We start from the raw sequence: 25,124 nt of genomic DNA on the forward strand, positions 1-25,124 counted from the left end.
TCAGATTCCCACGTTGAAGCCGTTGGACCAGACCTGCATCTGCTGCACGATGGTGTCCCACACACCCGTGATCAGCAGGACGCCGGTCACGATCATCATGACGCCGCCGACCCGCATCACCCAGACGTAGTGCCGCTTGACCCAGCCGAAGGCGCCGAGCGCCTTCCGGAAGGCGACCGCGGCCAGCACGAACGGCAGGCCGAGGCCGAGACAGTAGGCCACCGTCAGCGCGGCGCCGCGGCCCGCGGTGCCCTGGTCGGCGGAGAGCGCCAGCACGGAGGCGAGGGTGGGGCCGATGCAGGGCGTCCAGCCGATGCCAAACAGCGCGCCCAGGACCGGCGCCCCGGCCAGTCCGCTGACCGGCCTGCGGTGGAAGCGGAACTCGCGCTGGGTGAGCCAGGGCATCAGCCCCATGAAGAACACGCCCATCAGGACCATCAGCACGCCCAGGACGGTGGTGAGCACGCCCCGGTTGGACTGGAGGGTGTCGCCGAAGTACCCGAACAGCGCGCCGCTGGAGACGAACACCGCGGTGAAGCCGAGGATGAACAGGGAGGCGCCCGCCACCATCCGGCCGCGCCGGGCCTCGCCCAGGTCGGTGCCGGCGACCCCGGTCACGTAGGAGAGGTAGCCGGGGACGAGGGGCAGCACGCAGGGGGAGAAGAAGGAGACCAGGCCGCCGAGCAGGGCGATCGGCAGGGCGAGCAGCAGGGCGCCGTTGAGCACCGTGCCGTTGGCGCCGTCCGCGGCGAGCGTGGTGAGGGCGCTCACGTCACTTCTCCGCGTTCGTCTTCTTCGGGGCGTCGTCGAGGTACGGGGCGAGCATGGTGCGCAGCTTCTCCTCGCTGAGCGCCTGGAGGGAGCGCGAGGCGACCCTGCCCTCGCGGTCGACGATCAGGGTGGAGGGGACGGACTGCGGGTTGAGCGTGCCCTTCTTGAAGCGCAGCATCAGCTTGCCGGTGGGGTCGAAGAGGCTCGGGTAGGTGACCCCGTAGTCCTCCTCGAAGGCGCGGGCCGGGCCGACCGAGGGGTCCCGGGTGTTGATCCCGAGGAACTGCACGCCCTGGTCCTTGACGTCCTGGTAGACCTTCTCGAAGTTCTTGGCCTCGGCGCGGCAGGGCGGGCACCAGGAGCCCCAGACGTTGACGACGACGACCTTGCCCTTGTAGTCGGCGACGTCGGCGCGGCCCCCGGTGACGGTCTCGCCGGACAGGTCCGGGACGTCGGCGCGCTCACTCTCCTTGGCGGTGGAGATGCCGTCCGGGCCGGTGATGAACCCGGTCTGGCCGCCTCCGCCGGACACTCCCCCCGAGGTGCACGCGGAGACCAGCAGCACGCACGCGGCGGCCGAGGCGGTCAGGGCGGCGTGTCGGCGGACGCGGGCGGCGGCGCGGCGCGAGCGCCGGGGGGCGGCGCGGTTCGAGAGCAGCGGGGCGCGACTGTCGGCACTCATGTGAAAAGTTTCGCATGTCGGTTCCGGGGATCTTGGGCACCCCCCTCACCGGGAGGAACCCGCACATCAGGGGGTGTTCGCCGGGAGTGCCGGGGGCGTCGGCCGGTGCCGGGGCGGGGGTGCGGGGCGCGACCCGGCGGCGCGGCTCGCGGGCGCGGCGGGGGCTCGGCTCGGCGGGTGGGGACGGCGGCGCGGCGGCGCTCGGCCGGGCCTCGCCGGGGCCTCGGCCGGGGTCTCGCCGGGGCCTCGGCCCGGGTCTCACCGGGAAGCCTCGGCGGCCAGGTTCCGGAGGGGACTCAAAGGGGACCGGGGCGCGTCCCGGGCCCGGCGCCGGGGCGCGTCAGGTGGCCTCGCCGGGGGCGTCCGGGGTGCCGTCGCCGTCGCCGGCCCCCGTGCCCGTGCCCGTGCCGTCGCCGGTGTCCGGGGTGCCCGTGCCGGTCCCGGTGTCCGCCGCGCCGAGGAGGGCCTTCCAGCCGCCCGCCGGGGCCTGTCCCACGTCCAGGGTGCGCAGCGCCGCCAGCGTCTCGGGGCGCTGCGCGTCCAGCCAGTCGGTGAACTGACGGAAGGAGACCATCCGGATGTCGCCGCCCTTGTCCCGCTCCCGCGCGATGTGCTTCAGGGCCTCCTCGACGGCGTCCATGTAGATGCCGCCGTTCCACTCCTCGAAGTGGTTGCCGACGAAGAACGGCGCCCGGTTCGACTCGTATGCCCGCCGGAAGCCCGATATGTACGCCTCGGTGGCCTGGGTCCGCCAGGCGGGGTGGTTGTGGGCGGGGGCCCGGGTGGTGCTGACGGACTGGTTGGCGAGGATGTTGTAGTCCATCGAGAGCACCTCGAAGGAGCGCCCGGGGAAGGGGATCTGCTGGAGCGGCAGGTCCCAGATCCCGCCCCGCTTCACCGGCCAGGTCTGGCGCCCGCCCGGCGAGGAGGCGTCGTACCGCCAGCCCAGCTCCCGGGCCGTGGGCAGCAGCCGGTCCTGGCCCAGCAGGCACGGGGTGCGCCCGCCGACCAGCTCCTTGTCGTAGTCGAAGGGGAGGGGCGGCTCGTCGGTCCAGCCGGTGTTGGTGCGCCACTCCTTGACGAACGCCTTGGCCTGGTCGATCTCGCTGCGCCACTGCGCCGGGGTCCAGTCGCCGACGCTGCCGCGGCCCGCGCAGAAGTGCCCGTTGAAGTGGGTGCCGATCTCGTGGCCCTCCAGCCACGCCCGGCGCACCCCGGCCAGGGTGTCCTTGATGTGGGCGTCGGTGAGGTAGCCGATGTCGGAGGCGCCGCGCGGGTTGTTCGGCGGGTCGTAGAGGCGCTTCTTCGACTCGGGCAGCAGGTAGAGGCCCGAGAGGAAGAAGGTCATGTGGGCGCCGTGCTCCTCGGCGAGGTCCAGGAAGCGCGGGAACAGTCCGTTGCCGACCTCGCCCGCGCCGTCCCACGAGAAGACGACGAACTGCGGCGGCGCCTGGCCCGGCTCCAGCGGCCGGGGCGCGGCCGGCTGGTGCGGCTGCCGCCCGGTGAACGCGGTGGAGCCGTCGCCGATCGGCCGGGCGGTGGGCTCGGGGCTGCCGGACGGGGTGGGACGGCCGCCGGGCTCGCGGGAGCCCCCGGCGGGACCGGCGGGTGCCTGGGAGCCGGAACCGGAGCCGCAGGCCGCGAGCCCGGCGGCGGCAGCGGCCCCGGCACCGATGCCGAGCATCCCCCTGCGGGTGAGTGTGCGGTTGGGAGTGCGCATCGCAGCCTCGTTCGTCGCGTCCTGTGCGGTCACTGGTGCGCGACGGGCGGCTTTCACCGGGGCGAGCGGCGTCCGGTGCGTGCGCCCCGCGGGCCGGCCGGAGGTCCTCGTACGGGACGTCCCCGGGGGTCGGCCGGAACGGCGGGCGGGCGTGCCGGGCGCCGCGACGGGGCGAAGGCTGCCTGTCGCGGCACTGGAAGAGAGGACACAACGAACGAGCGGGTTCCGCAAATGTGTACGGATTGTGTAACGGGGGGGCGGGGCCGCGGGACGGGCGGCTCGGGGCGCGCGGAGGAGAGGTGCGGGGTGCGCTGAGACGCCGGAGGTGCGGAGGTGCGGAGGTGCGGTGCGCGCGGAGACGCGGGCACCGCTGCCCGGCCTCGCGGAGTACGGGGGGGGCGGGGAGACGCCGGGTGTGCGGAGGCGCGGGCCCGGCCGCACGGGGTGCGAGGTACGGGGCCCGTCCGCGCGGGGCACGGGGGCGCGGGACCCGGCCTCCCCGGGGGCGCGGGGCGCGGGGGAACGGGGAAGGGGCGGCCCCGGTGGTGATCACGCACCACCGGGGCCGCCCCTCGGGTTCAGTGCCGCCGGGTCCGCCCTCGGGGCCGGGTACCGTCGGGCCCCCGTGAGGGATCAGGCGCCGAACGCCTTGCCCTGCGCGCCCGCCCCCTTCACCGGCCTGGCGCCCGCGCGCAGGTGCGGCGGCACGAGGTCCAGCGCGGGCTCGGTGTAGCCGACGGACACGATCCGGTCGCCGCGGAAGGTGAACGTCGTCAGGGAGGCCAGCGTGCACTGCCGCTTGCGCGGGTCGTGCCACAGCCGCCGCCGCTCGGCGTACGACCGCAGTATCCAGATGGGGAGCTGGTGGCTGACGACGACGGCCTCGTGGCCGCGCGCCCGGTCCTTCGCCGTGTGCAGCGCGCCCATCATCCGCACCACCTGGTCGACGTACGGCTCGCCCCAGGACGGCTTGAAGGGGTTGACGACGTGCTTCCAGTTGGCGGGCCTGCGCAGCGCGCCGTCCCCGATGCCGAAGGTCTTGCCCTGGAAGACGTTGCCGGCCTCGATCAGCCGCCCGTCGGTGTCCACGTCCAGCCCGTGCGTCTTGGCGATCGGCGCCGCCGTCTCCTGCGCCCGCTCCAGCGGGGAGGCGACGACATGGGTGATGTCGCGGGAGGCCAGGTGCTCCGCGACCCGCTCGGCCATCCGCCGGCCCAGCTCGGAGAGGTGGTAGCCGGGCAGGCGGCCGTAGAGCACGCCGGTCGGGTTGTCGACCTCGCCGTGCCGCATCACATGGACGACGGTGAGGTCGTCGTCGCGCTCGCTCATCTGGCCGTCCGCTCCCGTGGTCGTCGTCTCGGTGTTCTCGTGGCGCGGCCCGTCGCCGGACCGGCCGGCGCCGGGGAGGCCGGTGCCCTCGCGGGTGCCCGCGTCCTCGGGGGTCCCCGTGCCGTCCGGGGTCCCCGTGCCGCCGGGGGTGCTCACGCCGTCGCCTCCGCCGCCGCGCGGGCCGCCGCCGGGAGGGCGTCCGCGACGCGCTGGAGCGCCCGCTCGTCATGGGCCGTGGACACGAACCAGGACTCGAAGGAGGACGGCGGCAGGTAGACGCCGTTCGACAGCAGCGAGTGGAAGAAGGCGGTGTAGCGGAACGACTCCTGCGCCTTGGCGTCCTCGTAGTTCCGCACCGGGCGGTCGGTGAAGAAGACGGAGAACATGGTGGAGGCGGCCTGGACGGTGTGGGCGACGCCCTCCTTGCCCAGCGCCTCGCCGACCATCGCGCGGATGCTCGCCGAGACGGCGTCGACCCCGGCGTACGCCGCGTCGTCGAGCAGCCGGAGCTGGGCGAGCCCGGCGGCGGTGGCGACCGGGTTCCCGGAGAGGGTGCCCGCCTGGTAGACGGGCCCGGCCGGGGCGAGGTGCTCCATGACGTCCGCCCGCCCGCCGAACGCGGCGGCGGGGAAGCCGCCGCCCATGACCTTGCCGAAGGTCATCAGGTCGGGCACGACGCCCTCGACGCCGTACCACCCGGCGCGGCTGGTGCGGAAGCCGGTCATCACCTCGTCGGAGACGAACAGCGCGCCGTTGGCGGCGCAGGCGTCCTTGAGCCCCTGGTTGTAGCCGGGCAGCGGCGGCACGACGCCCATGTTGCCCGGGGCGGCCTCGGTGATCACGCAGGCGATCTCCCCCGGGTGGGCGGCGAAGGCGGCGTGCACGGCGTCGAGGTCGTTGTACGGCAGCACGATCGTGTCGCTCGCCTGGGCGCCGGTGACACCGGGGGTGTCGGGCAGCGCGAAGGTGGCGACCCCGGACCCGGCGGCGGCGAGCAGCGAGTCGACGTGGCCGTGGTAGCAGCCGGCGAACTTGATCACCTTGGTGCGCCGGGTGAAGCCGCGGGCCAGCCGGATGGCGGACATGGTGGCCTCGGTGCCGCTGGAGACCAGGCGCACCCGCTCCAGCGGGGCGACCCGGGAGGTCATCTCCTCCGCGAGCGCGACCTCGCCCTCCGAGGGCGTGCCGAAGGAGGTGCCGCGCCCGACCGCCTCGCGCACGGCCGCGACCACCTCGGGGTGGGCGTGGCCGAGGATCATCGGTCCCCAGGAGCAGACCAGGTCGACGTACTCGCGCCCGTCGGCGTCGGTCAGGTACGGCCCGCTGCCGGACACCATGAAACGGGGCGTACCGCCCACGGCGCCGAAGGCCCGGACCGGTGAGTTCACGCCACCGGGGGTGACGGCGGTGGCCCGGTCGAACAGCGCCCGCGAGGCCGGTGCTTCGTATGGATATGCCAGTTCGCTCATGACGTGCGACTACTCCGACCTTCTCGTCTTTGTGCGACTTTCGGACTCCGGTTGCCCAGGGTGACCCCGTTCAGGGTAGACAACCGGCCCGGAAGCCGTGCCGTCTGCCAGACTGGGGCACGTCCACGCGGCCCACCGGGCGGCGCGGACGGCCGTCAGCGGCATCCTGCGGACATTTGTCGCACCACACGTTTCGGCGGACGGCCGCGGGGGAGGTCACTGACACGATGATCGGGTCGCGTGGCGGGTCCGTGCGGCCCAGAAAAGCAGTCGGGTGGAGATATGCATCGCGGTGGCGGACTGGGCGAGGGGACCGATGATCTGGGTCCTCGTCGGGCCCGGCGGGGAAGGCACCGACGCGACGCCGAGGACATGACCGAAGCACGCGAGTCACAGCAGTCGTACGGCGCGCCGGACGACCCGGACCGCCCCGGCCGACGGGTCGGCGGGCGCCTCGGGGCGGGGAGCGGGAATGGTGGTCGGGTGGGGGTGACCTACAAGTACTTCGGCGCGCCCGACGGGGCGACGGCGGCCCGCGTCCCGATCTCGATGCGCCCCGAGGAACTGGGCGGCGACGAGCTGGGCATGGGCGGCATGTTCACGAAGATCAAGCCGGAGACGATGGCGGCGATGGTCCTCACCGGCATCGAGGGCGTCCCCCTGCACCGGGTGCCGCCCCTGGAGCTGGTCGTGCTGCACCCCGACTACGCCGTCGTGAAGCTCCCGATGACGGTCGTGGACCCGCTGCGCGGCGTCGGCGAGGAGGCGGTCGGCGCGGCGGCCTTCATATGGTCCACGGTCCCGGACCGCGGCGGCCCCCGGGACGCGTTCAACGTCTACCGGCTCCTGCACGAGTGGCAGGACTTCAGCCACCGCCTGCACGAGGCGGGCCACCAGCCGTACTGCCTGGTCTGGCCCTGACCGACAGGTCCGACAGGGGCGAGGCATCGGGTCCTCGCCCCGTCGCGTCCGGGGGCGTGACGGCCCCGGAACCTCCGGGCTCCGCCCCGCCCGCGCCCGGGAACGCACGAGGGCCCCTGCCCCCTCCCCCGGCCCACCCGGGCTCCTGGCGGGGTGCCGGATGTCGGCGGTCGGTGCTCCGGCAGAACGGCCCGCGGCTTTCCCTGCAGCAGGGAGTGGAACGATCCGGCAGCGCGCGGAGCGGTGCGGCGGCTTTCCTTCTCGTCGCCGCGGAACGGAAGCACGCTGTGGCCGACAGGGTGCCCCAGGGCCTCTCGTTTGGATCATGCCGGGCTCGCGGGCCCTGGCACCGCACCTCGCCGCGTTGTCGTCGGGCGCCAGGACTCCGCCCCGACTCCCGCCTCCGCCTCCGCCTTGCGACGCACGGCGCCGGAGCCCGCTCCCCGGTCCGGGCCCGATCCAAATGAAAGACCCTGGCCGCTTCCTGTATCGCCCGATCCGCTGTCATATCCTCCCGTCGTGGCGAACAGGGTCACGGTGTCGGCAGCGGGAGCGTGGGGTGTCGCGGAACCCGAGGACTGATTTCCTCGACAGCCCGGCTTGGGTGTGCTTGTGGATCCTGTTCTCCGGGTGGACGGCGGCCAGTACCGGCACGGCGCCCTGGGTGAGGATCGCCGCGACGCTGTCACTGGTGGCCTGGGCAGGGGTGCTGACGGGACATCTCCTGCGGCGCGTCCGCGACCGTAGGTCTTCTGAGTGATCGTTTCAATGTGATCGACGGTCGACCGCACCTGGTGTGACGACCCGCGGCACATCGAACAGCCGAGGGTGCGCGAATCCGGTCCGAGTGCGCCCATGTCAGCCTCCGCCCGTCGCCCGCCTCACCGAGGCGGGATCTCGGTCAGGCCGATGTCCGAGTGCGGCAGCGCGATTTCGGCCTCAGGAGGTACCCGCGTCCTTTCGGAGAGCGCCGGCGATGACCTGCACGAGATGGCGGCTGTCGAGAGCCGCCAGGTCCCGGATCTGCGTGCGGCAGGAGAAACCGTCGGCCATGATCCTCCGGTCGGGGGCGCTTGCCGCCCTGGCGAGGATGCCCTCCCGGGCGATGCTCGCGGACACCTCGTAGTGCCCCTTCTCCATCCCGAAGTTGCCGGCCAGACCGCAGCACCCGGCGGAGGTCTCGACGTCGCAGCCCATGGCTTCGAGAAGGGACCGGTCGGCGCCGTATCCCATCACCGAGTAGTGGTGGCAGTGCGGCTGAACCAGGAGCTTCTCGGCAACCCGGGGCGGGGTCCAGTCGATCGAGGTGAGGAACTCCGCGACGGTTCGCACCGATCGGGCCAGTTCGACGGAGCGAGGGTCCTCGGGCAGGAGTTCGAGCAGGTCCGAACGGAGCGTCGCCGTGCAGCTGGGTTCCAGGCCGACGACGGTCCGGCCTTCCCTGACGTGGGGGACGAGCAGGTCCAAGGTCCTGCGGAGTCGGGCCTTGGCCGCGGTGAGTTGGCCCGTGGAGATGAGAGTGAGACCGCAGCAGGCTCCGGAGTCCGCGATGTCGACGTCCGCGCCGGCGGCGGAGAGTACCTCCAGTGCGGCGCGGGCGACGTCCGGCGCCATCGCGTCGGTGAAGGAGTCGACCCAGAGAAGGATCTTCGGCGTCCCTCCCGTGTCCATGGCGGTGCGATCGACCCGCTTCCGCCAGCGAAAGGGGAGCAGGGGCAGTCGCGGCAGGGACCGACGGGGGTCGGCACCCATCATGGTCATCATCAGTCTGCGCAGTGGGGGGATCCGGCCGGCCAGGTTCACCAGTGGGGCCGCCGGGGCGGCGAGCCTGAGCCATTGGGGAAGACGGCCGAGGGTGTAGTGGCTCAAGGGGCGTATGCGACCGCGGTAGGCCTGGTGGAGTGCCTCGGACTTGAACATCGCCATGTCGACACCCGTGGGGCAGTCGTTGGCACATGCCTTGCAGCTCAGGCAGAGGTCGAGGGCTTCGTGGACCTCCGGGGAGTTCCAGCCGAGGTTGACGACGCCTCCGTTGAGCATCTCCTGCAGCGTCCGGGCACGGCCGCGGGTCGAGTCCTTCTCGTCACGGGTGGCGGTGTAGGACGGGCACATGAAGCCGCCCTGTGGACGCAGGTCGGCGCGGCACTTGCCCACGCCCACACAGCGATGGACGGCTTTGGTGATGTCGCCGCTGTCGTGGGCAAAGGCGAAGCCGTCGCCCGCCTGGAGCGGAAGGGCCTGAGGCCGACGCAGATCGGCGTCCAGCGGCGCGGGGCGGACCACGACGCCGGGGTTCATCAGATCCTCCGGGTCGAGCAGTGCCTTGAACCTCCGCATGGCCCGGAGTGCCTCGGGACTGTACATCGTGTTGAGCAGTTCTGATCGCGCGCGCCCGTCGCCGTGTTCGCCGGAGAGGGAGCCGCCGTGGGCGACCGCGAGTTCCGCCGCGCGTTCGAGGAACCGGCGCATGGGCGCCCCGTCGTGATCAAGGGGAAAGTCGACGCGGACGTGCACGCAGCCGTCTCCGAAGTGGCCGTAGACGAGGCCGGAGAGGGCCTCCTCCGCCATCAGGGCCTCCAGCCCCCGCAGGTACCCGCCGAGCCTTTGAGGGGGAACGGCGGAGTCCTCCCAGCCGGGCCAGGCCTGTTCGCCCGTGACGGTACGGCCCGCCAATCCCGCGCCGTCGGCTCTGATCCGCCACAGGCGCGTAGCCTCCGGTCCGGCCGGCAGGATTTCGGCGTCCAGGGCGTGGGAAGCGGCGACGAGCCTTCCGGCGGCCTCGACGGCGGCCTCGGAGGTGGCTCCCGCGAGCTCGGCGATGAGCCAGCCGCCCCCGGTCGGCAGGGGCGGGACGCCATCCCGGCCGTGCGCGCGTCGGACGATGTCGACGAGTTGGGCGTCGAGGCCCTCAAGGGCCAGCGGCCGCAGGGGCAGCAGGTTGGGTACGTCGTCGGCGGCGGCGGCCATGTCGGTGTAGCCGAGCACCGCGAGCGCCGGGGCCGGCGCGCGGGGCACGAGCTTGACGGTGGCTTCGAGCAGTATTCCGCAACTGCCTTCGGTGCCGGCCAGGGCCGCGGCGAGATTCTGTCCGTTCTCGGGAAGCAGGTGTTCCAGCGAGTATCCCGAGATCTGCCGTCCGAAGCGGCCGAACTCGGTCCGGATGACGGCCAGGTGCTCACTGACGAAGGATGCTAGCCCGGGCAACGCGCCCAGAGCGTCTGTCCCGGATCCGGCCGTGATGATCCGCCCGCTCCCCGTCAGCCAGGTCATCGAGACGATGTTGTCCGCTGTGCGCCCATAGGAAAGGCCGTGAGGTCCGCAGGCGTTGTTGCCGATCATCCCGCCCAGAGTGCAACGGGTGGCGGTGGACGGGTCGGGCCCGAAGCGCAGTCCGAACGGCTGGGCCGCCTCCTGGAGCGCGTCCAGGACGACGCCCGGCTCGACCACCGCTGTCGAGTTGTCGGAGTCGATGGACATCACCCGGTTCATGTGGCGGGAGAAGTCGATGACCAGACCGGTGCCCACCGCGTTCCCGGCACAGGACGTCCCCCCGCCGCGCGCGGTCACAGGTACCCGGTGCGCCCGGGCGATGGCCACGGCGGAGGTGACGTCCTCCCGGGATCGGGGCGTGACCACCACTTCCGGTACCACCCGGTAGTTGGAGGCGTCCGTGGAGTACAGCGCGCGGGTCAGGGACGAGGCGTCGACGGTCTCGCCCAGCGCTGACCTCAGGTCTTCGAGGAAGGATCCCCCCGGCGGCGTCCTGTGCCGGATATCTGTCGATGCGGGGGCCATGGTGGTGCTACTCCTTGCTTCGGCTTGCTCTCGTCCGGGCTCCCGCTCCGGCGGCCGATGCGTGCCGGGCGGGCAGTGCGCTGCTGCGGACCGGGACCACGGACCGCGGCCGTGGCGGGCGGGTGGGCTCTCCGCGCCGCACGGGGGCGGACGCCTGGCGCCTCCCCCTCCGCGGGCTCTCCCCGCGGCCGGTACTCAGGGGGTGATGTCCCTCCCGAGCGCCTCGCCGAGCGCCCGCAGGGAGCGATCCTGCTGGCGCCGGTAGAGGTCGTCGGGGTCCGCGACCGGACGGCCGACGATCTCGGACATCACGGTGATGTCGTAGTCGCTCTCGGTCTGAGCGTCGTCCCGGGACCCTTCGTCGGTGAGGTTGGACTGGAAGATCCCCGCCGCGGAGCGAGGCAGGAAGTCCTCGTACACGATGGGCTCGGGAACGGCGATGCCCTTCTCGATGAGGAGGTGCAGCGGGAGGGGCCGGCCCTGGAACGAGTCGCCGAAGTGAGGCGGGACGGCGTCTCGGTCAAGCGTGTACGTGAAGTAGGCCAGCCTCCGGAGAGCGAGTTCCCTCTCGGTGCGCGGGAGGTTCTCCTCCCATATCCGGCGGGCGACGTCGACGCGCACCCCGTCGCCCTCCCCGGCGGCCAGCCGCCGGTCGGTCTCGGCGACCATCCGGTCGTACAGGTCCCGCCCGGCGGGGGTGAGGGCGATGCCGCGCTGCTCGACCTCACCGAAGCGCACGCGCAGTTCACCCGGGCCGAGGCTTCCGTCCTCGAAGCGGAAGAGGCGGTCTTCGGCGAGGGCACGGAAGGACGTCTGGCGCAGCAGGACGTCCGGTCCGTCCCATCGCGGCGGCCCCTGGATCTCGTCGATCATGGTGATGCCCCGCGCCTCCATACGGACGTAGAGGTCGTCGATGTCCAGCACCCGAGGGGTCAGATGGTTGATATGGGTGCTCGTCACGCCGCCGATGTCCGAGGCGACGGCCGAGACCGCTTCGAGCGTCCTGTACCAGGCGTGGTCCACCGGGTCGCCGGAGAGCTTGAACGCCCCCGCGGCCAGATGCAGCAGGCGTTCGGCCTCCGGTGCCGGGAGGCGGCCGTCGGCGGCGGCCTTGTCTGCGAGGTCCAACAGCTCCGGGGGGAAGAGCACACGGGCGCTGAAGAAGGCCCGTAGCCGCTCCTGCAGCTCCGTGCCGAAGAAGCGGGGGTCGTCGGCCGCGAGCATCGAGGTGAACACCCGGAAGGGGTTCCTGGCCAGTTCGTCCTGCTCGATCGGACGGAAGGCGGTGGACACGACGGGCACCGAGGACCTGGAAGCGTCCCGCAGGTCGTAGAAGCCCACCGGGTGCATACCGAAGGCGGCGAACACCCGGGCGACCTGGGACATCTCCCGCCGGGAGCCGACACGGATGGCTCCGTGCCGCTCGGCCGTGACACGGGAGATGCTGCCGAGCCGCTCCGCCTCGGCACCCTTGCGGCGCAGACATTCCTCGTTGACCTCGGTGGAGACCTCGACGAGGGTGTTGTAGGCGGGGACCTCTTCCGCGTACATGTCGGACAGCCGTCGGGCGAATTCCGCCCGCAGTCGCCACAGCTCCAGGGACGACATGAGTTTTGTCCTTTCGTTTCCCAGGATGGCCGCCGGGAATTGACCTTCGATCCCCGGCGGCCACACCGGTGGAGGATGGTTCGGAAGAATTCCGTGCGTTGCCGTCGAGAAGGACGGCCAGAGAGAGCGGAACAGGCGCCGAGTGTCACGAGTTCCGGTGTTGCCGGACCGGCGGACGGGACCGGATCAGCCAGAATGAAGAGTCCGCTCGATCCTTCTCGGCGCCGTCTCGGGACTCGTGGCGACCACCATCAAAGTGACGGCGGCGGTGGCCATGATGTAGTAGGCCGGAGCGAGGTTTCCCAAAAATCCCATCATCCACGTGACGATGAACGGGGCTGTTCCACCGAAGGCGGCGACGGAGAGGTTGTAGCCTATGGCGAAACCTCCGAACCGGACCTTGGTCGAGAACAGTTCGCTGATCGCGGCCATCGTCACGCCGAGGTAGAGGGAAAGGAAGACACCGAGCAGGAGGTGAGCTGCGAATACTGCTGCCACGCTCTGCCGACCCATGAGCCAGAACAACGGAGCAGACGTCAGGAGCGATATGACGCATGAACCCATGAGCAATGGGCGACGGCCGATCCGATCCGAGACGTGCCCGACAATGGGGATGAAGACGCAGATCACCGTCATGGTGACGACCGCGGAGAGTGCCGCGACGTCAGAACCCCGTTCGAGGGTCACCTCCATGTACGAGGGGACGAAGGTGAGAATCACGTACAGGGCGGCGTTCTGGTACAGACCGAAGCCCGCGGCGCGGAGCACGGCCGGCCAGTGGTGGACGAGCGTCTCGCGCAGGGGGTGCGCTTCGACCTCCCCGCTCTCCTTGACCTCCGTGAATTCGGGCGTCTCCTCAAGTTTGGACCGTACATAGAGGCCGATGGCACCCATGGGTGCGGCCATGAGGAACGGGATGCGCCATCCCCACGCATGGAGCTGGGACTCGGTGAGGGAGAGGTTCAGAGCCAGAACGGCCAGGGCGCCGAGCAGGAACCCCGCGATGGCCCCCATCTCCATCCAACTGACGAAGTAGCCACGGCGCTTGGGCGGCGAGTGTTCGGCAACGAAGACCGCAGCACCACTGAGTTCACCGCCGGCGGAGAACCCTTGGATCAGGCGGAGGCCCACCAGCGCGATCGGCGCGGCCACCCCGACGGCGGCGTAAGTGGGGAGGAGACCAATTCCGACGGTCGCGCCGGAGACCAGCAGCAGTACGGCGGCGAGGACTTTCTGGCGGCCGATCCTGTCCCCCAGGACCCCGAAGACCAAACCTCCGAGGGGACGTACAACGAAGGCGGCGCCGAACACGGCGAACGAGAGGAGAAGTCCTGTCGCCTGATTACCGGTCGGAAAGAAATTCATCCCGATGACGGGTGCCAGATAGGCGTAGACGGCTACGTCGAACCACTCCACCACACTGCCCAGGGTGGCTCCGAGCGTTGCCTTGCCGGTGGTGCTCCTCAGGGGGCGGTGTGCCTCAAGTGCACTTGCGCTCACTGGGATCTCCCTCTCTCCGGCGCCTCGCCGCGGGTGTACCGGGCCTCGAAGGTCGTGCACCCATCCGGCGAGACCCAGGGGCCGTGCTTCATGCCCGGGGGCCGGCAGGCGTACATGCCGGCCGTGAACGTCCTGCCGATACCGAGATCGTGGATCGATCCCGAAAGGATGTAGACTTCCTCCCAGAACTCATGGGACTGCTCACCGTTGGGCGTCGTGTCCGTTCCCGGGGCGAAGCGGAGGATTCGAGTCGCGATCTCCCCGTCCTGGGCGAGGATCCGCTCGTCCAAGCCCTCGCAGCCGCTTTCCGGCACGGGGGTCCATTCGACATCGGTGACTGGGAAGAATTCCAGGGCAGGCTTGCTCATGTTGCTTCCGTCCGTTCCTTGGTTCTGCGTCCGGTCACTTCGGGACGCGATGGTGTAGCTGCAGGACAGCATCACGGCGCCGTCCTTGACGAGTTCGACCGTGAAGCGGGTGGCAAATTGGAAGGATTTACCCTTCAGGGGCACTGTGCCGAGGAACATGACGAGCCCACTCGTAGTGGAACCGCTCGACTTCCTGTACGAGTCCAGAATCTCCTGAGCGGGCAGGATGTCGGCCAGAGGCGCTTCCTGGTAGAGAGCGCCGTCGGCGTAGCTGCGAATCCTTGACCTGTTCCAGTCCCCTGCGGCTTCTTTGAGCGGGATGACGTTTCTGCTGACCGGCTTCGGGCAGGACACCTTTGATTCGGGGATGCTTTCCTTCTCCACGTCCCGCGCGGTGTGATCACTGCCAAGCGCCAGATACCATTCGCCTTCGGCGCAGATGAGCACGGGCTCCACTTCACCCGAACTCTCCTTGCTCGAGACGAGAATAGACTCATCCTGAGTGAGAAGCGAGACCGGCGCCCGATAAAATATCGGAATATATGGCGGCGGGGTGATTCCATGGTCCGACAGTTCCTGGATGTGTTCACGCACAGACTTTTGATCCGCGCCCGTGAAGCCCGCGATCACCAGCGCCTTGGGCTGGAGGACAATCGCGGATCCCGTGCTGACGTCACGAAAATGAAGGGTTTTGACCGTCAAGGCGATTCCTTCGGATGGCTATTCGGGGGCGCGCCGGCCCGCAGAACGGCGCCGCACGCCGCCGGGTGGAAGAGAGCGCCCGCGGGGCCGGGACGACCCGGCCGCGACGAGAGCCGGGGAAGTCGAGCCGGAGGCGGGCCGCTACTCCGCGCCGACTACGCGGTCGCGCGTGACGGGGAAGGAGGCCCGTGCCTCATCGACGGCGGCGAGGTCGATGTCGGCGCTGACGACCTGCTCATCGGCGCCGTCCGCCTCCGCCAGGACATCACCCCAGGGACCGACGATGCGGCTGTGGCCACCGAGCCTGACGGCGCCGTGCTCACCGGCGGCATTGCAGGCGATGACATACATCTGGTTCTCGACGGCACGGGCCGAAGTCAGCAACCGCCAGTGTGCGATTCGGTCGATCGGCCATGCCGCAGGCACGAGAGCTGCTTGCGTGCCTTGATCCAGCAGTTCCCTGAAGACTTCGGGGAAACGGACGTCGTAGCACGTGGATGAGCCCACGACGCCAAAATCGGTCCGCACCGAGGATATTTCACGCCCCGGCGTCAGGAGTTCGGCTTCACGCGACCGGTAGCCATACATATGCGTCTTGCGGTAGGCGTGGACGAGCGTGCCGTCGGGGTCGAAGAGCACCGCGGTGTTGTGGATCGCGCCGGCGGCACCCTTCTCGAGGACGCTGCCGCCCAGGAGGTACACACGCAGGGATCGGGCCCACTCGCTCATGGCCGACACGTTCTCACCGTCCGAGAGCGTCTCGGCATGGGCGGCGTACTGGTCGAAGGCGAAGTAGCCGGACGCCCACAACTCCGGAAGGACGATGAGCCCGGCTCCGTCGGACGCGGCCGCGCGGACCATCCCGCCGACACGTCGTACGCGGACCGCCATGATTTCGTCCGGAGGACTGGCGACCTGCAGAAGCGCGACTCTCATCCGAGCCCCTTGAACGTGGATGACAGTACGGACCCATGGGAGCGCAGGGCGGCCAGAGTCGCGTCAAGGTGGGAGTGGACTTCCTGAGCGGCGCGCTCCGTGTCGAGCTCCCGCAGTCCGGTGACGATCGCACGGTGCTCGTCCATCACCCGGCGCCCCCGGTCGCCCCGACTGCCCATGGCTCGAATGCTCATACGCAGCTGGCGGTCGCGCAGCGTCTCGTAGAACTCGGCCAGGACCGGGTTGCCCGCCGCCAACACGATCGTCCGGTGGAACTGACGGTCCAACTCGATGAACGATGTCGCGTCGTCCAGGAACTTCTCCTGTTCGTCGAGCAGCTCGTCCAGCGCGTCACACAGGTCGAGCTGTGCGTCGATCACCTGCTTGACGCTCCACTCCTCGATGAGGAACCGCGCCTGCATGACGGAAGCGATCTCCGAATCGGAGATGGGCGGGATGAAGGCCCCCTTGCGGGGGAGGATCTTCAGCCATCCCTGCGCCTCGAGCCGCAGAAGCGCTTCGCGCACGGGGGTCCGGGAGATCCCCAGTTCGGTCGCGAGCGCCACCTCGTTGAAGAAGACCCCCTCGTCATGGGGCAGATGCAGGATGCGCATCCGCAACCGCTCATATGTGGAGTCCTGGGCCGACATGGCGCCTGGCGTCGGACTTCCGGTCGTTCTTCCCATGCCGCCCTCCGTGACGGATCGATGGAACCGGTCACGCCGGCGGAGGCCGCGCAGTCCGCGGGTCGACGATCCGCACCTGATGACCGACTCATGTGCGCCATGTATACATGGGGTCGGCTTTGGCGGTCAAGAGCACTACTGACCTGCGGGTGAACCGAATTCCGGCGTGAATCCAGGGCCACGAACCGGGCGATCGCAGGGTCACCGGGCTTCGTCGGGCCGGGCCCCGGGCAGGTGACTCCCGGCGCTCGGCCCCGGGGGCGGGGGCGGGGGCTACGATCCAGGGGCATGGACTGGTTGGAGCGGGTCGCGGGGCTGCGGCAGTGGAGTCGGAACGGGGTACGGGCGCCGCACAAGCCCTTGTTGCTGCTGTACGCGCTCGGGCGGTTCCAGGCGGACGCCGACGGGGTGCTGCGGTACAGCGCCGTCGAGGGGGAGCTGCGGGGGCTGCTGGCCGAGTACGGGCCTCCGAACCGGACCACGCCCGCCTACCCCTTCCACCATCTGGTCGGTGACGGGGTGTGGGAGGTGCGCACCGACCGCGGGCCCGGCTCCCCCGGTACCGGTGAGGGCGCGCTCCGCTCCTCCGGTGCCGCCGGGCGGCTCGCGCCGGAGCTGCGGCAGGCGCTGCGCCGCGATCCCCGCCTCGGCGCCCGGATGGCCCGGTCCCTGCTCGACCTGCACTTCCCGCCCTCCCTGCACGCCGAGTTGTGCGAGGCCGTCGGGCTGGAGCTGGAACCGGCCGTGCCCGCGCCGCGCGCGGCGGTGCGCGGGCGGCGGGACCCCCGGATGCGCGAACGGGTGCTGACCGCCTACGAGTTCCGGTGCGCCTTCTGCGGCTACGACGGCCGCCTCGGCGCGGTGCCGGTCGGGCTGGAGGCGGCGCACGTGCGCTGGTGGGCGTTCGACGGCCCGGACTCCGTGGAGAACGGGCTGTGCCTGTGCTCGCTGCACCACAAGCTGTTCGACAAGGGGGTGCTCGGCGTCGGGGACGGTCACCGCGTCCTCGTCTCCCAGAGCTTCGTCGGCCACGGACCCGCCGCGCGGGCGCAGGTGACGGCGCTCGCGGGGCGGCCCCTCACCGGGCCCCAGCCGGGCGCGCCCGCCGTCGCCGCCGCCCACCGCGACTGGCACACCCGCCAGGTCTTCCGGGGCGAGCCACGGCCCGCGGCCACCGGCTGAGCGCCCCGGCGAGGCGAGACGGGACGGCGAGGCGAGACGGGACGGCGAGGCGGGACGGCGAGGCGGGACGGGCGGTACGGGCGGGCGGCACGGGCGGGCGGCACGGGCGTCGGGGGTGCCCAGGGCACTGGGGAGCGGTGCGTGCGCTGCCGACGCCTCGCGTGCTGCGGGTCGGCCGTGCGATCGGTCGGCCGTGCCGGTCCGCCGTTCAGGGCGCTGCCGACCTTGCGGTCACCGCCGGGCGCAGGGGTCGGTGCGGGCGCTGCGGTCCGTCCATCCGATCAGTACGGGCGTCCCGGTCCGCCGCTCCCGGTGGTCCGGGACGGTCCGGGTGATCCGGCACGGTCCGGGTGGTCCGGGACGGTCCAGGCGGTGCGGGGTCTCGGCTCGGTCGCCGGTCAATGCCAACAGCCGTTCTGAACAACGGTGTTCGGGAGCACGAACGCCGGCGCTCCGGCGGCTCCGGCGCGGCGGCTCCGGTGTCAGGGGCGCGGGCCCGTGCGCAGGACGGCGAGCAGGCCCCGTACGCGCCGGTCGTCCCCGGCCGTCCAGACGCCCGTGAGCCGGGACGTCCCCTCCGGAGGTGCCGCCGGGGCGTCGTCGGGGGCCGGGCGCAGGGCGCGGTGCAGGCGCAGGGCCGCGCCGTGCGGGAAGGTCAGCACCGTGCCCTCGGCGTCGTCGGTCGCCTCCGCCGCCGCGGGGTCCACCGCGCCGGGGGCGGCGTCCTGCCCGCGGGAGAGGACGACCTCGTCGTCGGGGGTGTCGCTGAGGTCCTGGTGCTGGGCCCGCGTCCGGCCCTCCAGCAGGGCCACCAACTGGGCCACCGCCACCGGGTCGCGCAGGGCGTCGTAGACCCAGCGGCGTCCCAGCACCCCGTGCTCCGCGACGCCGATGAGGGCCTCTTCCGCGGCCCCGTCGAGCGGCGCGCCCCGGTAGGCCAGCGGCACCAGATAGGCGGCCGGGCGCAGTCCGGAGACGTCGTTGACCATCATGAACTCGATACCGACGGCACCCCGCGGGTCATCGAGCCGGAAGCCGCCCGCCTTGACCGGCTCCGGCCCCTCCGCGCCGCCGCGGTACCACGGCCGGAAGGGCAGCCAGGCGGCCAGCAGTTCCATCTTGTCGGGCTTGAGGACGGTCTGGTGGATGACGGCCATGCGAGGAGGTCTCTCCGTGGGACGGCGGTGGGCTCCCACACCCTCGCATCCGTACGGGCTCCCGGGGTGCCGGACACGCGCACGGCCCCCCTGGTCAGGTGGCCGGGGGCGGGGGCTGCCCGCCGTGGGGCGGCGGGCCGGAGTCCCTCCCGGGGAGAGCGAGAACGGTTCCCGGGGGGCGGCCCCGGAAGGTCCCGGGACGGGCACGCTCCCCCCCGGCAGAGGCCGGGCACGCTCCCCGGGCCGGGGTCCGGGAAGCGTGCCCGGGTGTGCTCCCCTCCCCCGCGACGGCCGCTGTCCGCGCCGCGGAAGCCCGGCCGCCTCCGTACCCGCGCCCCGGCGCACACCCGGCGCGGGCAGCACTCCCGCGCCGACCGCCCCCGGTACCGCGGCCCCCGGCGCTGCCCTCACCCCCGGGAGCGCAGCGCCTCGGCGCGTGGCAGCGCACCAGCACCGCAGCACCTCGGCGCGCGAGGGGCATCGGCACCGCAGCCCCGCCCGGGCAGGGCATCGGCACCGCAGCACCCCCGGCACAGGCTTCACCCCGGTACCGCCGGACCCCGGCGCTGCCCGCACCCGGTGCAACGGCACTCCGGCCCGGGCATCACCCCGGCACCGCCGGACCCCGGCGCTGCCCGCACCCGGCGCAACGGCACTCCGGCCCGGGCATCACCCCGGCACCGCCGGACCCCGGCGCTGCCCGCACCCGGCGCAACGGCACCCCTGCCCGGGCATCACCCCGGCACCGCCGGACCCCGGCGCTGTCCGCACCCGGCGCAACGGCACTCCGGCCCGGGCATCACCCCGGCACCGCCGGACCCCGGCGCGGGCAGCGCCCCCGCGGGCGGGGGGGCCGTCAGGTGCGGGGGGTGCGCCGGAGGCGGCGGAGCGGGTTCCGGAGGCGCCGCTCGCGGCCGGCGCCCTCGGCGCACCCGGCGTCGGCGGCCGGGGCCATCCGGCGGCGGTCGCGGCGGACGAGGACGGCGGTGCTCAGGGCCACGATCAGGAGGGCGGGGGCGAGCGGGGCGAGGAAGGGATACACCGTCACGGCTCCTTTCGGGTGGGCGGGGCGGCGAGCAGATGGCGCGGATCGGCGGCGCGGGTGATGGCCGTCTCGACGGCGGCGACCCGGTCCGCGAGGAGGCCGAGCGCGGCGACCGCGCGGACCAGCGGGTCGTCCTCGGGACCGCCGAGGACGCGGGCGCGCACATGGGCGGCGCGCACCTCGGCCCAGCGGTCCGCCTGCTCCGGGGTGAGGGTGCCGCGCAGTTCGGCCAGCTTGAGGAGGTTCGCCTCGGCCCCGTGGGCCAGGGTCTGGGCCTCGGCGGTGTAGTGGTCGTCGAGGACGGCGGAGCGCTCCGCGTCGTTCATGACCGGGTGGATCCGCTGGGCGATCTTGTTCATGTTGCGGTACGAGCCCTGGAGGCGGAACGGCGGCTCGGTGCGCGCGTCGTCCGCCTGGGCCGCCGAGGCGATGTAGGCGGCGTTGACGGCGAGCACCGTCTCCCGGGCTGCCAGCAGGTGCCGCAGCACGGCGAGCACGCGCTCCAGTTCGGCCTGGGCGTACGGGTGGACGAGCCGGTCGGCGCGGGCGGTGGGGTCGCCCGCGGCGAGGCGGACCAGCAGGCCGAGGTCGGCCCGGTCGCGCCCGGCGAGCGGGGCGAGCACCGGGTTGGCGGTCAGCGCGTTCTCCAGGAAGCTGAGCGCGAACACCTCCTCCTTGCCGGTCAGCACGTCGCCCAGGTTCCACACGTCGGCCCGGTTGGCGAGCATGTCGGGCACCTGGAAGCGGGCGCCGGACTCGGTGTACGGGTTGCCGGCCATGCAGACGGCGAAGCGCTTGCCGCGCAGGTCGTAGGTGCGGGGGCGGCCGTCCAGGACCCCGTCGACGCGGCGGGTGGCGTCGCACAGCGGGATGAACTTCTGGAGGAGTTCCGGCGAGGTGTGCTGGATGTCGTCGAGGTGGAGCAGGGTGTTGTTGGCGGACGCCAGCGCGAAGTTGACCTTCTCGATCTCCTGGCGGGCGGTGGCGTTGGGCGCGTCGTCCGGGTCCAGCGAGGTGACGCCGTGGCCGAGCGCGGGCCCGCTGATCTTCACCAGCATCAGGCCCAGCCGCTCGGCGACGTACTCGACGAGGGTGGTCTTGCCGTAGCCGGGCGGGGAGAGCAGCAGGAGCATCCCGCCGGTGTCGGTGCGCTTGTCGCCGCCGACGGCGCCCAGTTGCTTGGCGAGGCTGTCGCCGATGAGCGGCAGGTACACCTCGTCGACCAGCCGGTTGCGGACGAAGGCGGACATGACGCGGGGCCGGTGGTCGTCCAGGCGCAGCCGGGCGCGCTCGGCGGCCACCAGGGCGGTCCGGCGCCGCTGGTGGGCGCGGAAGGCGGGCACGTCGTGCGCGGCGAACCGGCCGGTGCGGGCCAGGAACTCGTCGAGGCGCAGCTCCGCCCGGCCGCCCTCGACGCGCGGGTGGGCGCCGAGCAGTCCCTCCACCACGGCGGTCGGCGGTGCGTCGCCGTCGTACCGGGGCAGGTCCGGGCAGAGTTCGGCGGCCACCGCCTCGGCCAGGTCGCCGGCGGTGAGTCCGGTGCCGGTGGCGGCGGCGTACGACGACAGCCACGCCTCGACCAGCTGGCGCCGGGCGGCGAGGTCGTCGAGGGCGGCCAGGTCGTCGTCGTAGGCGGGGCCGCCGACGGTGCGGCGGAACTTCTCCAGCAGGGTGCGGGTGGCGGCGCCGAGGACGAAGCCCTCGGGGGTGAGGGTGAGTTCGTCGAAGAGGTAGGCCGCGGAGGCGTGGGCCTCCGGGCTCACGGCACCGGGCCGCCCGCCGGGACCGGACGGGCCCCGAGACCCCCAGGGCCCCCCGGATCCTCCAGGGCTCCCGGGAGTCCCGGGACCGGACGGGCTCCCGGCACCGGTCGCGTACGCCCCGCCCGGGCCACCGGGACCGCCCGGGCCACCGGGACCGCCGGGACCGCCGGGAGCCGTGGCCCCGGGAGCGCCGGTGCCGGCGGGGACCGCCCCGCCGCCGCTCCCGGCCTCCCGGCCGGCGTCCGGCCCCCAGGGCTCCCCGGGGCCCCCGGGACCGCCGGGGCGCGCCCCGCGGCCGGCTCCTCCGCCGGCCCCGGCCGCCGGGCCGTTCCATCCGCCCGGGCTCCACGCCTCCAGGGCGCGGGCCAGTTCGTCGCGCAGGTCGTCGATGGCGGGGCCGAGGCCGAAGGCGGCGCGGGCGCGGGCCAGCGAGAGGGCCCGGCGGGTCCAGGACTGGCGCTCCCCGGTCGTGGTGCCGTGCGCCCAGAACAACTGGGCGGCGGCGCGGGCGGCGGGCTCGTGGCGCAGCGTCCCGGCCGTCTCGTACAGCGGCAGCAGCGCGGTGAGCAGGGCCACCGCGTCCGCGTCGTGCACCCCGGCCTCGTACCCCTCGTCGTACGCCTCCCGGGCCGTGTCCCGGGCCAGGGCGGTCAGGTCGGCCGCGGCGAGCGACTCGGCGCCGTGCTCGCGCAGCAGCCGGGCGGCGAGGTGCTCGGCGCGGTAGACGGTGGGCGACTCCGAGGGCAGCGTGCGGTCCCGGTGCTCCCCCGGGGCGGCGAAGCCGGGGTCGGTGACGGGGACCCGGTAGTCGGTGCCGGTGAGGGCGAGGGCGAGACCGTCCTCGTGCGGGACGAGGGTGAGGTCGAGGGGCTGGGTGTTGACGGCGAAGCGGTGGCCGCCCAGCCGCAGGGTGCGGCCGTCGTCGGCGTACAGGTCGGTCCGGTCGCGCAGGGCGCGGACGGCCTCCTGCCGGGCGGACTTGAGGCGTCCGTCCAGCTCCTCCGCCCGGACGGTGTCGCCGAGGGCCCGCAGGTCGTCGGCGGTGCGCCGGACCTTGGCGACCATGGGGTCGGAGGCGAAGTGGGCGCTGACCGCGTCGGCGTCGGGGAGGGCGGTGGAGCGCCGGGCGACGGTCTCCAGGATGCGGGCGGCCGAGGCGGCCAACTGCTCGGCGCGGCGGGCGCGTTCGTCGGCGAGGGACTGCTTGCGGGCGGCGAGGGCGTCGTAGACCTCGGTGCGCCTGTCGGCCAGCTCCGCGAGGAAGCCGTCGAACTCGGCGAACCGGGACTCCAGGTCCTCCAGCCGGGCGAGCAGCCGGGCGAGCTGGTCGTCGCACCGCTCGGGGGTGTCGGCGGCGGCGAGGGCGGCGGTGACCGCCTGGCCGAGCAGGGCCGTCTCGGCGGCGAACTCGGCGCGGCCCTCGCGGTCCTGGAGCGCCCGGCGGCGGGAGTCGAGGGTGGCGCGGGCGCGGTTGACCCCGGCCAGGACCCCGGCGATGCGCTCCAGGAGGGCGGTGCGGACGGTGGCGTCGCCCATGTCGAGCCCGGCGACCACGTCGGTGACCGTGCGCAGTCCGTCGGCGAGGGCGTCGAGCCGGGCGGCGACGGGGGCGGCCTCGGCGACGGTGGCCAGGGCCCCGGCGTCCGCGACGAGCCGTTCCGCCTCCTCGCGCTGGGCGTCGAAGGCGTCCTCGCGGGCGAGGAAGGCGACGGCCCGCTGCCCGAGGTCGGCCAGGGACCGCTCGGCCTCCTCCGCGAGGGCGTCGATCCCCTCGGTGTCGGCGTGCCGCAGCTCCTTGACGTTGAGCAACTGACCGTGGGCGTAACGCAGTTCGGTCAGTCCGTCGACCCAGGACGCCGCGTCGCGGGGGGCCTCGCCGCGCAGCCGCCGCACGGCCGCCGCGATCCGTTCGGCGGCCGTGTCACGGGCCTCGGCGGCCAGCCGGGTCAGGTCGCGGACGGTCTCGAACTCACCGAGCACCTGCTCGGCGGTCTCCCGCACCGAGTCCAGCGCCCCTGCCAGGGAGCCCAGTTCGGCCTCGTCCAGCCAGTGGTGGGCGTCGGCGGCCCGGACGCAGCCGTCGGCCAGTGCCCGGTAGCCCTCCGCCGTGGTGACGCCGTCGGCGACGAGGGCGGCCACCGAGAGGCAGGCGGCGATGCCGCGCACCAGGTCGGCGTTGCCGACGCGGGCCAGCGGTCCGCTGCCGGCGGGCCGGGCGGCGGCGTGGGTGTCGGAGAGGTAGGGCGAGTCCCAGAGCTGCACCGGGTGCGTCCGGGCCGGTTCGTCGCCGTCCGCCCGCAGCACCGCGAAGGTCCCGTCGCCGGCCAGCGCCCAGCCGCGGCAGGGCAGCGGGTTGGCGATCTCCTTGCGGATGGTGTTGTACGACAGCAGCAGCCCCCGGCTCTCGCCGCGCGCGTGGAAGGCGTAGAGCACGTCCTCGCCGTTGGGCGAGCGCACCTCGCGCTCGAACTCCAGCCGGGAGGCGTCGAGTCCGTACGTCTTGTGGGCGCCGGTGGCCAGGCAGTAGCCGCCGGGGAAGACGATGCCCTGGTCGTCGGGGAGGCGGCGGCAGGCGAGGCCGATCCCGTCGAGGCGGACCACCGTCCGGGTCAGGGTGTTGAAGACCAGGTGCCGGTCGGTCTCCTCCTTGTACGGCCGCACCCGCAGCAGGATCAGGGCGCCGACCCGGGCGTGGGCGATGTCCGCGTCGGCGAGGGCCTGGAGGGGTTCGTCGACGGGCTCGCTGTGGACGCCCCCGCCGGTCTCGGTGTCGTCCTCCAGCTTGACGGTCAGGGCGCCGCCGACGGTGGTGACGAACAGCTCGCCGCGCACCGAGACGTGGGGATGGCGGCCGAGGACGTGGTCCTCGCGGGTGGCCGCGGTCCAGGTGACGTCGTGGGGCGGCGGGAAGGCGTCGTCGCGTTCGCCGCGCGCGTCCAGGAAGACGGCCCGTCCGTCGTCGGTGAGCGTCCAGCGCAGGACGCGGATGTCGGCGGCCTTCTCGCCGGTGCGGAAGACGGCCAGCAGCCGCCCGCCGACGGGGCGCAGCCGCAGCAGCCGGGCCTGCCGGTAGTAGCGGTGCAGTTCCTCGAACTCCCGCCGGAAGGAGGGGTCGTCGAGCAGTCCGGGGACGGCGTTCTCGGGCAGCGGGTTCAGTGCCCGGTCGTGCAGCGTGAAGACGTCGGCCACCTCGGTGGTGCCGGCGGTGGACCGGCCGGCGGTGCCGAGCAGCAGCGCGTCGCCGACGGCGGCGATGTCGCGGGGCACCCCGGGCCGCTCGGTGCGCAGCCGTTCGGTGCCGGCGAGTTCGAGCCGGGCCGAGCCGAACTCCTCCACCCGGCGGGTGTTGAGGTCCTCGGCGCGCCGGGCCAGCTCGGCGGCCTGGGCGGCCAGCCGGTCGCGCAGCACCTCGTAGGTGCCGGCGTCGGCGGCGTCGTGCGCACCCGTCTCCAGGTCGGTGGCCATGGACGGTGTTCCCTTCGAGAGGCCG

At 72.9% G+C, this 25,124-nt stretch carries 16 protein-coding genes; 2 read left to right on the forward strand and 14 right to left on the reverse strand.

Going from position 1 to position 25,124, the window contains the following annotated elements; all coding sequences use genetic code 11:
- From ACZ7LB_RS24335 to hemL, 5 genes are all read right to left on the reverse strand, one after another.
- Complete coding sequence (locus tag ACZ7LB_RS24335; RefSeq protein ID WP_365207727.1) at positions 1-771, reverse strand: cytochrome c biogenesis CcdA family protein; 771 nt, start codon at positions 769-771, stop codon at positions 1-3.
- Between the two features lies 1 nt (position 772).
- Positions 773-1,453, reverse strand: coding sequence for a TlpA family protein disulfide reductase (locus ACZ7LB_RS24340; protein ID WP_471471126.1), 681 nt, complete (start codon positions 1,451-1,453; stop codon positions 773-775).
- Positions 1,454-1,793: 340 nt separating this feature from the next.
- Positions 1,794-3,173 (reverse strand): polysaccharide deacetylase family protein, encoded by a 1,380-nt coding sequence (locus ACZ7LB_RS24345; protein ID WP_471471127.1) that lies wholly within the window; start codon positions 3,171-3,173, stop codon positions 1,794-1,796.
- Positions 3,174-3,806: 633 nt separating this feature from the next.
- Complete coding sequence (locus tag ACZ7LB_RS24350; RefSeq protein WP_471471265.1) at positions 3,807-4,502, reverse strand: histidine phosphatase family protein; 696 nt, start codon at positions 4,500-4,502, stop codon at positions 3,807-3,809.
- 152 nt (positions 4,503-4,654) lie between these two features.
- Positions 4,655-5,971: a glutamate-1-semialdehyde 2,1-aminomutase gene (gene hemL / locus ACZ7LB_RS24355; protein ID WP_471471129.1), complete on the reverse strand. Its 1,317-nt coding sequence runs from the start codon at positions 5,969-5,971 to the stop codon at positions 4,655-4,657.
- Positions 5,972-6,253: 282 nt separating this feature from the next.
- Between hemL and ACZ7LB_RS24360 the strand changes: the two genes are divergently transcribed.
- Positions 6,254-6,892 carry a hypothetical protein gene (locus tag ACZ7LB_RS24360; protein WP_471471130.1) on the forward strand — a complete coding sequence of 213 codons (639 nt, stop codon included), beginning with the start codon at positions 6,254-6,256 and terminating at the stop codon, positions 6,890-6,892.
- Positions 6,893-7,831: 939 nt separating this feature from the next.
- Here ACZ7LB_RS24360 and ACZ7LB_RS24365 read toward each other — a convergent pair.
- From ACZ7LB_RS24365 to ACZ7LB_RS24390, 6 genes are all read right to left on the reverse strand, one after another.
- Positions 7,832-10,687, reverse strand: coding sequence for an FAD-binding and (Fe-S)-binding domain-containing protein (locus ACZ7LB_RS24365; protein ID WP_471471131.1), 2,856 nt, complete (start codon positions 10,685-10,687; stop codon positions 7,832-7,834).
- A gap of 195 nt (positions 10,688-10,882) precedes the next feature.
- On the reverse strand, positions 10,883-12,295 hold the full coding sequence (gene hglS, locus ACZ7LB_RS24370; RefSeq protein ID WP_471471132.1) for a 2-oxoadipate dioxygenase/decarboxylase: 1,413 nt from the start codon (positions 12,293-12,295) through the stop codon (positions 10,883-10,885).
- A gap of 186 nt (positions 12,296-12,481) precedes the next feature.
- Entirely contained in the window at positions 12,482-13,795 is a 1,314-nt protein-coding gene (locus ACZ7LB_RS24375) for an MFS transporter (RefSeq protein ID WP_471471134.1), read from the reverse strand.
- The gene (locus ACZ7LB_RS24380; RefSeq protein ID WP_471471136.1) at positions 13,792-14,865 is read right to left on the reverse strand and encodes a DUF2848 family protein; all 1,074 of its coding nucleotides are present in this window, start codon (positions 14,863-14,865) and stop codon (positions 13,792-13,794) included. Before ACZ7LB_RS24380 ends, ACZ7LB_RS24375 begins: the two co-directional genes overlap by 4 nt.
- Positions 14,866-15,006: 141 nt before the next feature.
- On the reverse strand, positions 15,007-15,801 hold the full coding sequence (locus ACZ7LB_RS24385) for a carbon-nitrogen family hydrolase (protein WP_471471137.1): 795 nt from the start codon (positions 15,799-15,801) through the stop codon (positions 15,007-15,009).
- Positions 15,798-16,487: a GntR family transcriptional regulator gene (locus ACZ7LB_RS24390; protein WP_471471139.1), complete on the reverse strand. Its 690-nt coding sequence runs from the start codon at positions 16,485-16,487 to the stop codon at positions 15,798-15,800. Before ACZ7LB_RS24390 ends, ACZ7LB_RS24385 begins: the two co-directional genes overlap by 4 nt.
- Before the next feature lie 288 nt (positions 16,488-16,775).
- On the opposite strand from ACZ7LB_RS24390, the gene ACZ7LB_RS24395 reads away from it, so the two are divergent.
- Complete coding sequence (locus ACZ7LB_RS24395; RefSeq protein WP_471471141.1) at positions 16,776-17,669, forward strand: phosphorothioated DNA-binding restriction endonuclease; 894 nt, start codon at positions 16,776-16,778, stop codon at positions 17,667-17,669.
- 482 nt (positions 17,670-18,151) lie between these two features.
- Here the strand turns inward: ACZ7LB_RS24395 and ACZ7LB_RS24400 are convergent, their stop codons facing one another.
- The 3 genes from ACZ7LB_RS24400 to ACZ7LB_RS24410 form a co-directional block, all read right to left on the reverse strand.
- On the reverse strand, positions 18,152-18,826 hold the full coding sequence (locus tag ACZ7LB_RS24400; RefSeq protein WP_471471143.1) for a maltokinase N-terminal cap-like domain-containing protein: 675 nt from the start codon (positions 18,824-18,826) through the stop codon (positions 18,152-18,154).
- An 856-nt stretch (positions 18,827-19,682) separates the two neighbouring features.
- Entirely contained in the window at positions 19,683-19,874 is a 192-nt protein-coding gene (locus ACZ7LB_RS24405) for a hypothetical protein (protein WP_365207753.1), read from the reverse strand.
- Positions 19,871-25,099 carry a DNA repair ATPase gene (locus ACZ7LB_RS24410; protein WP_471471145.1) on the reverse strand — a complete coding sequence of 1,743 codons (5,229 nt, stop codon included), beginning with the start codon at positions 25,097-25,099 and terminating at the stop codon, positions 19,871-19,873. The genes ACZ7LB_RS24405 and ACZ7LB_RS24410 overlap by 4 nt, the downstream gene beginning before the upstream one ends.
- Positions 25,100-25,124 lie beyond the last annotated feature (25 nt).

It is taken from the genome of Streptomyces sp. NPDC107521 (genome assembly GCF_055598485.1).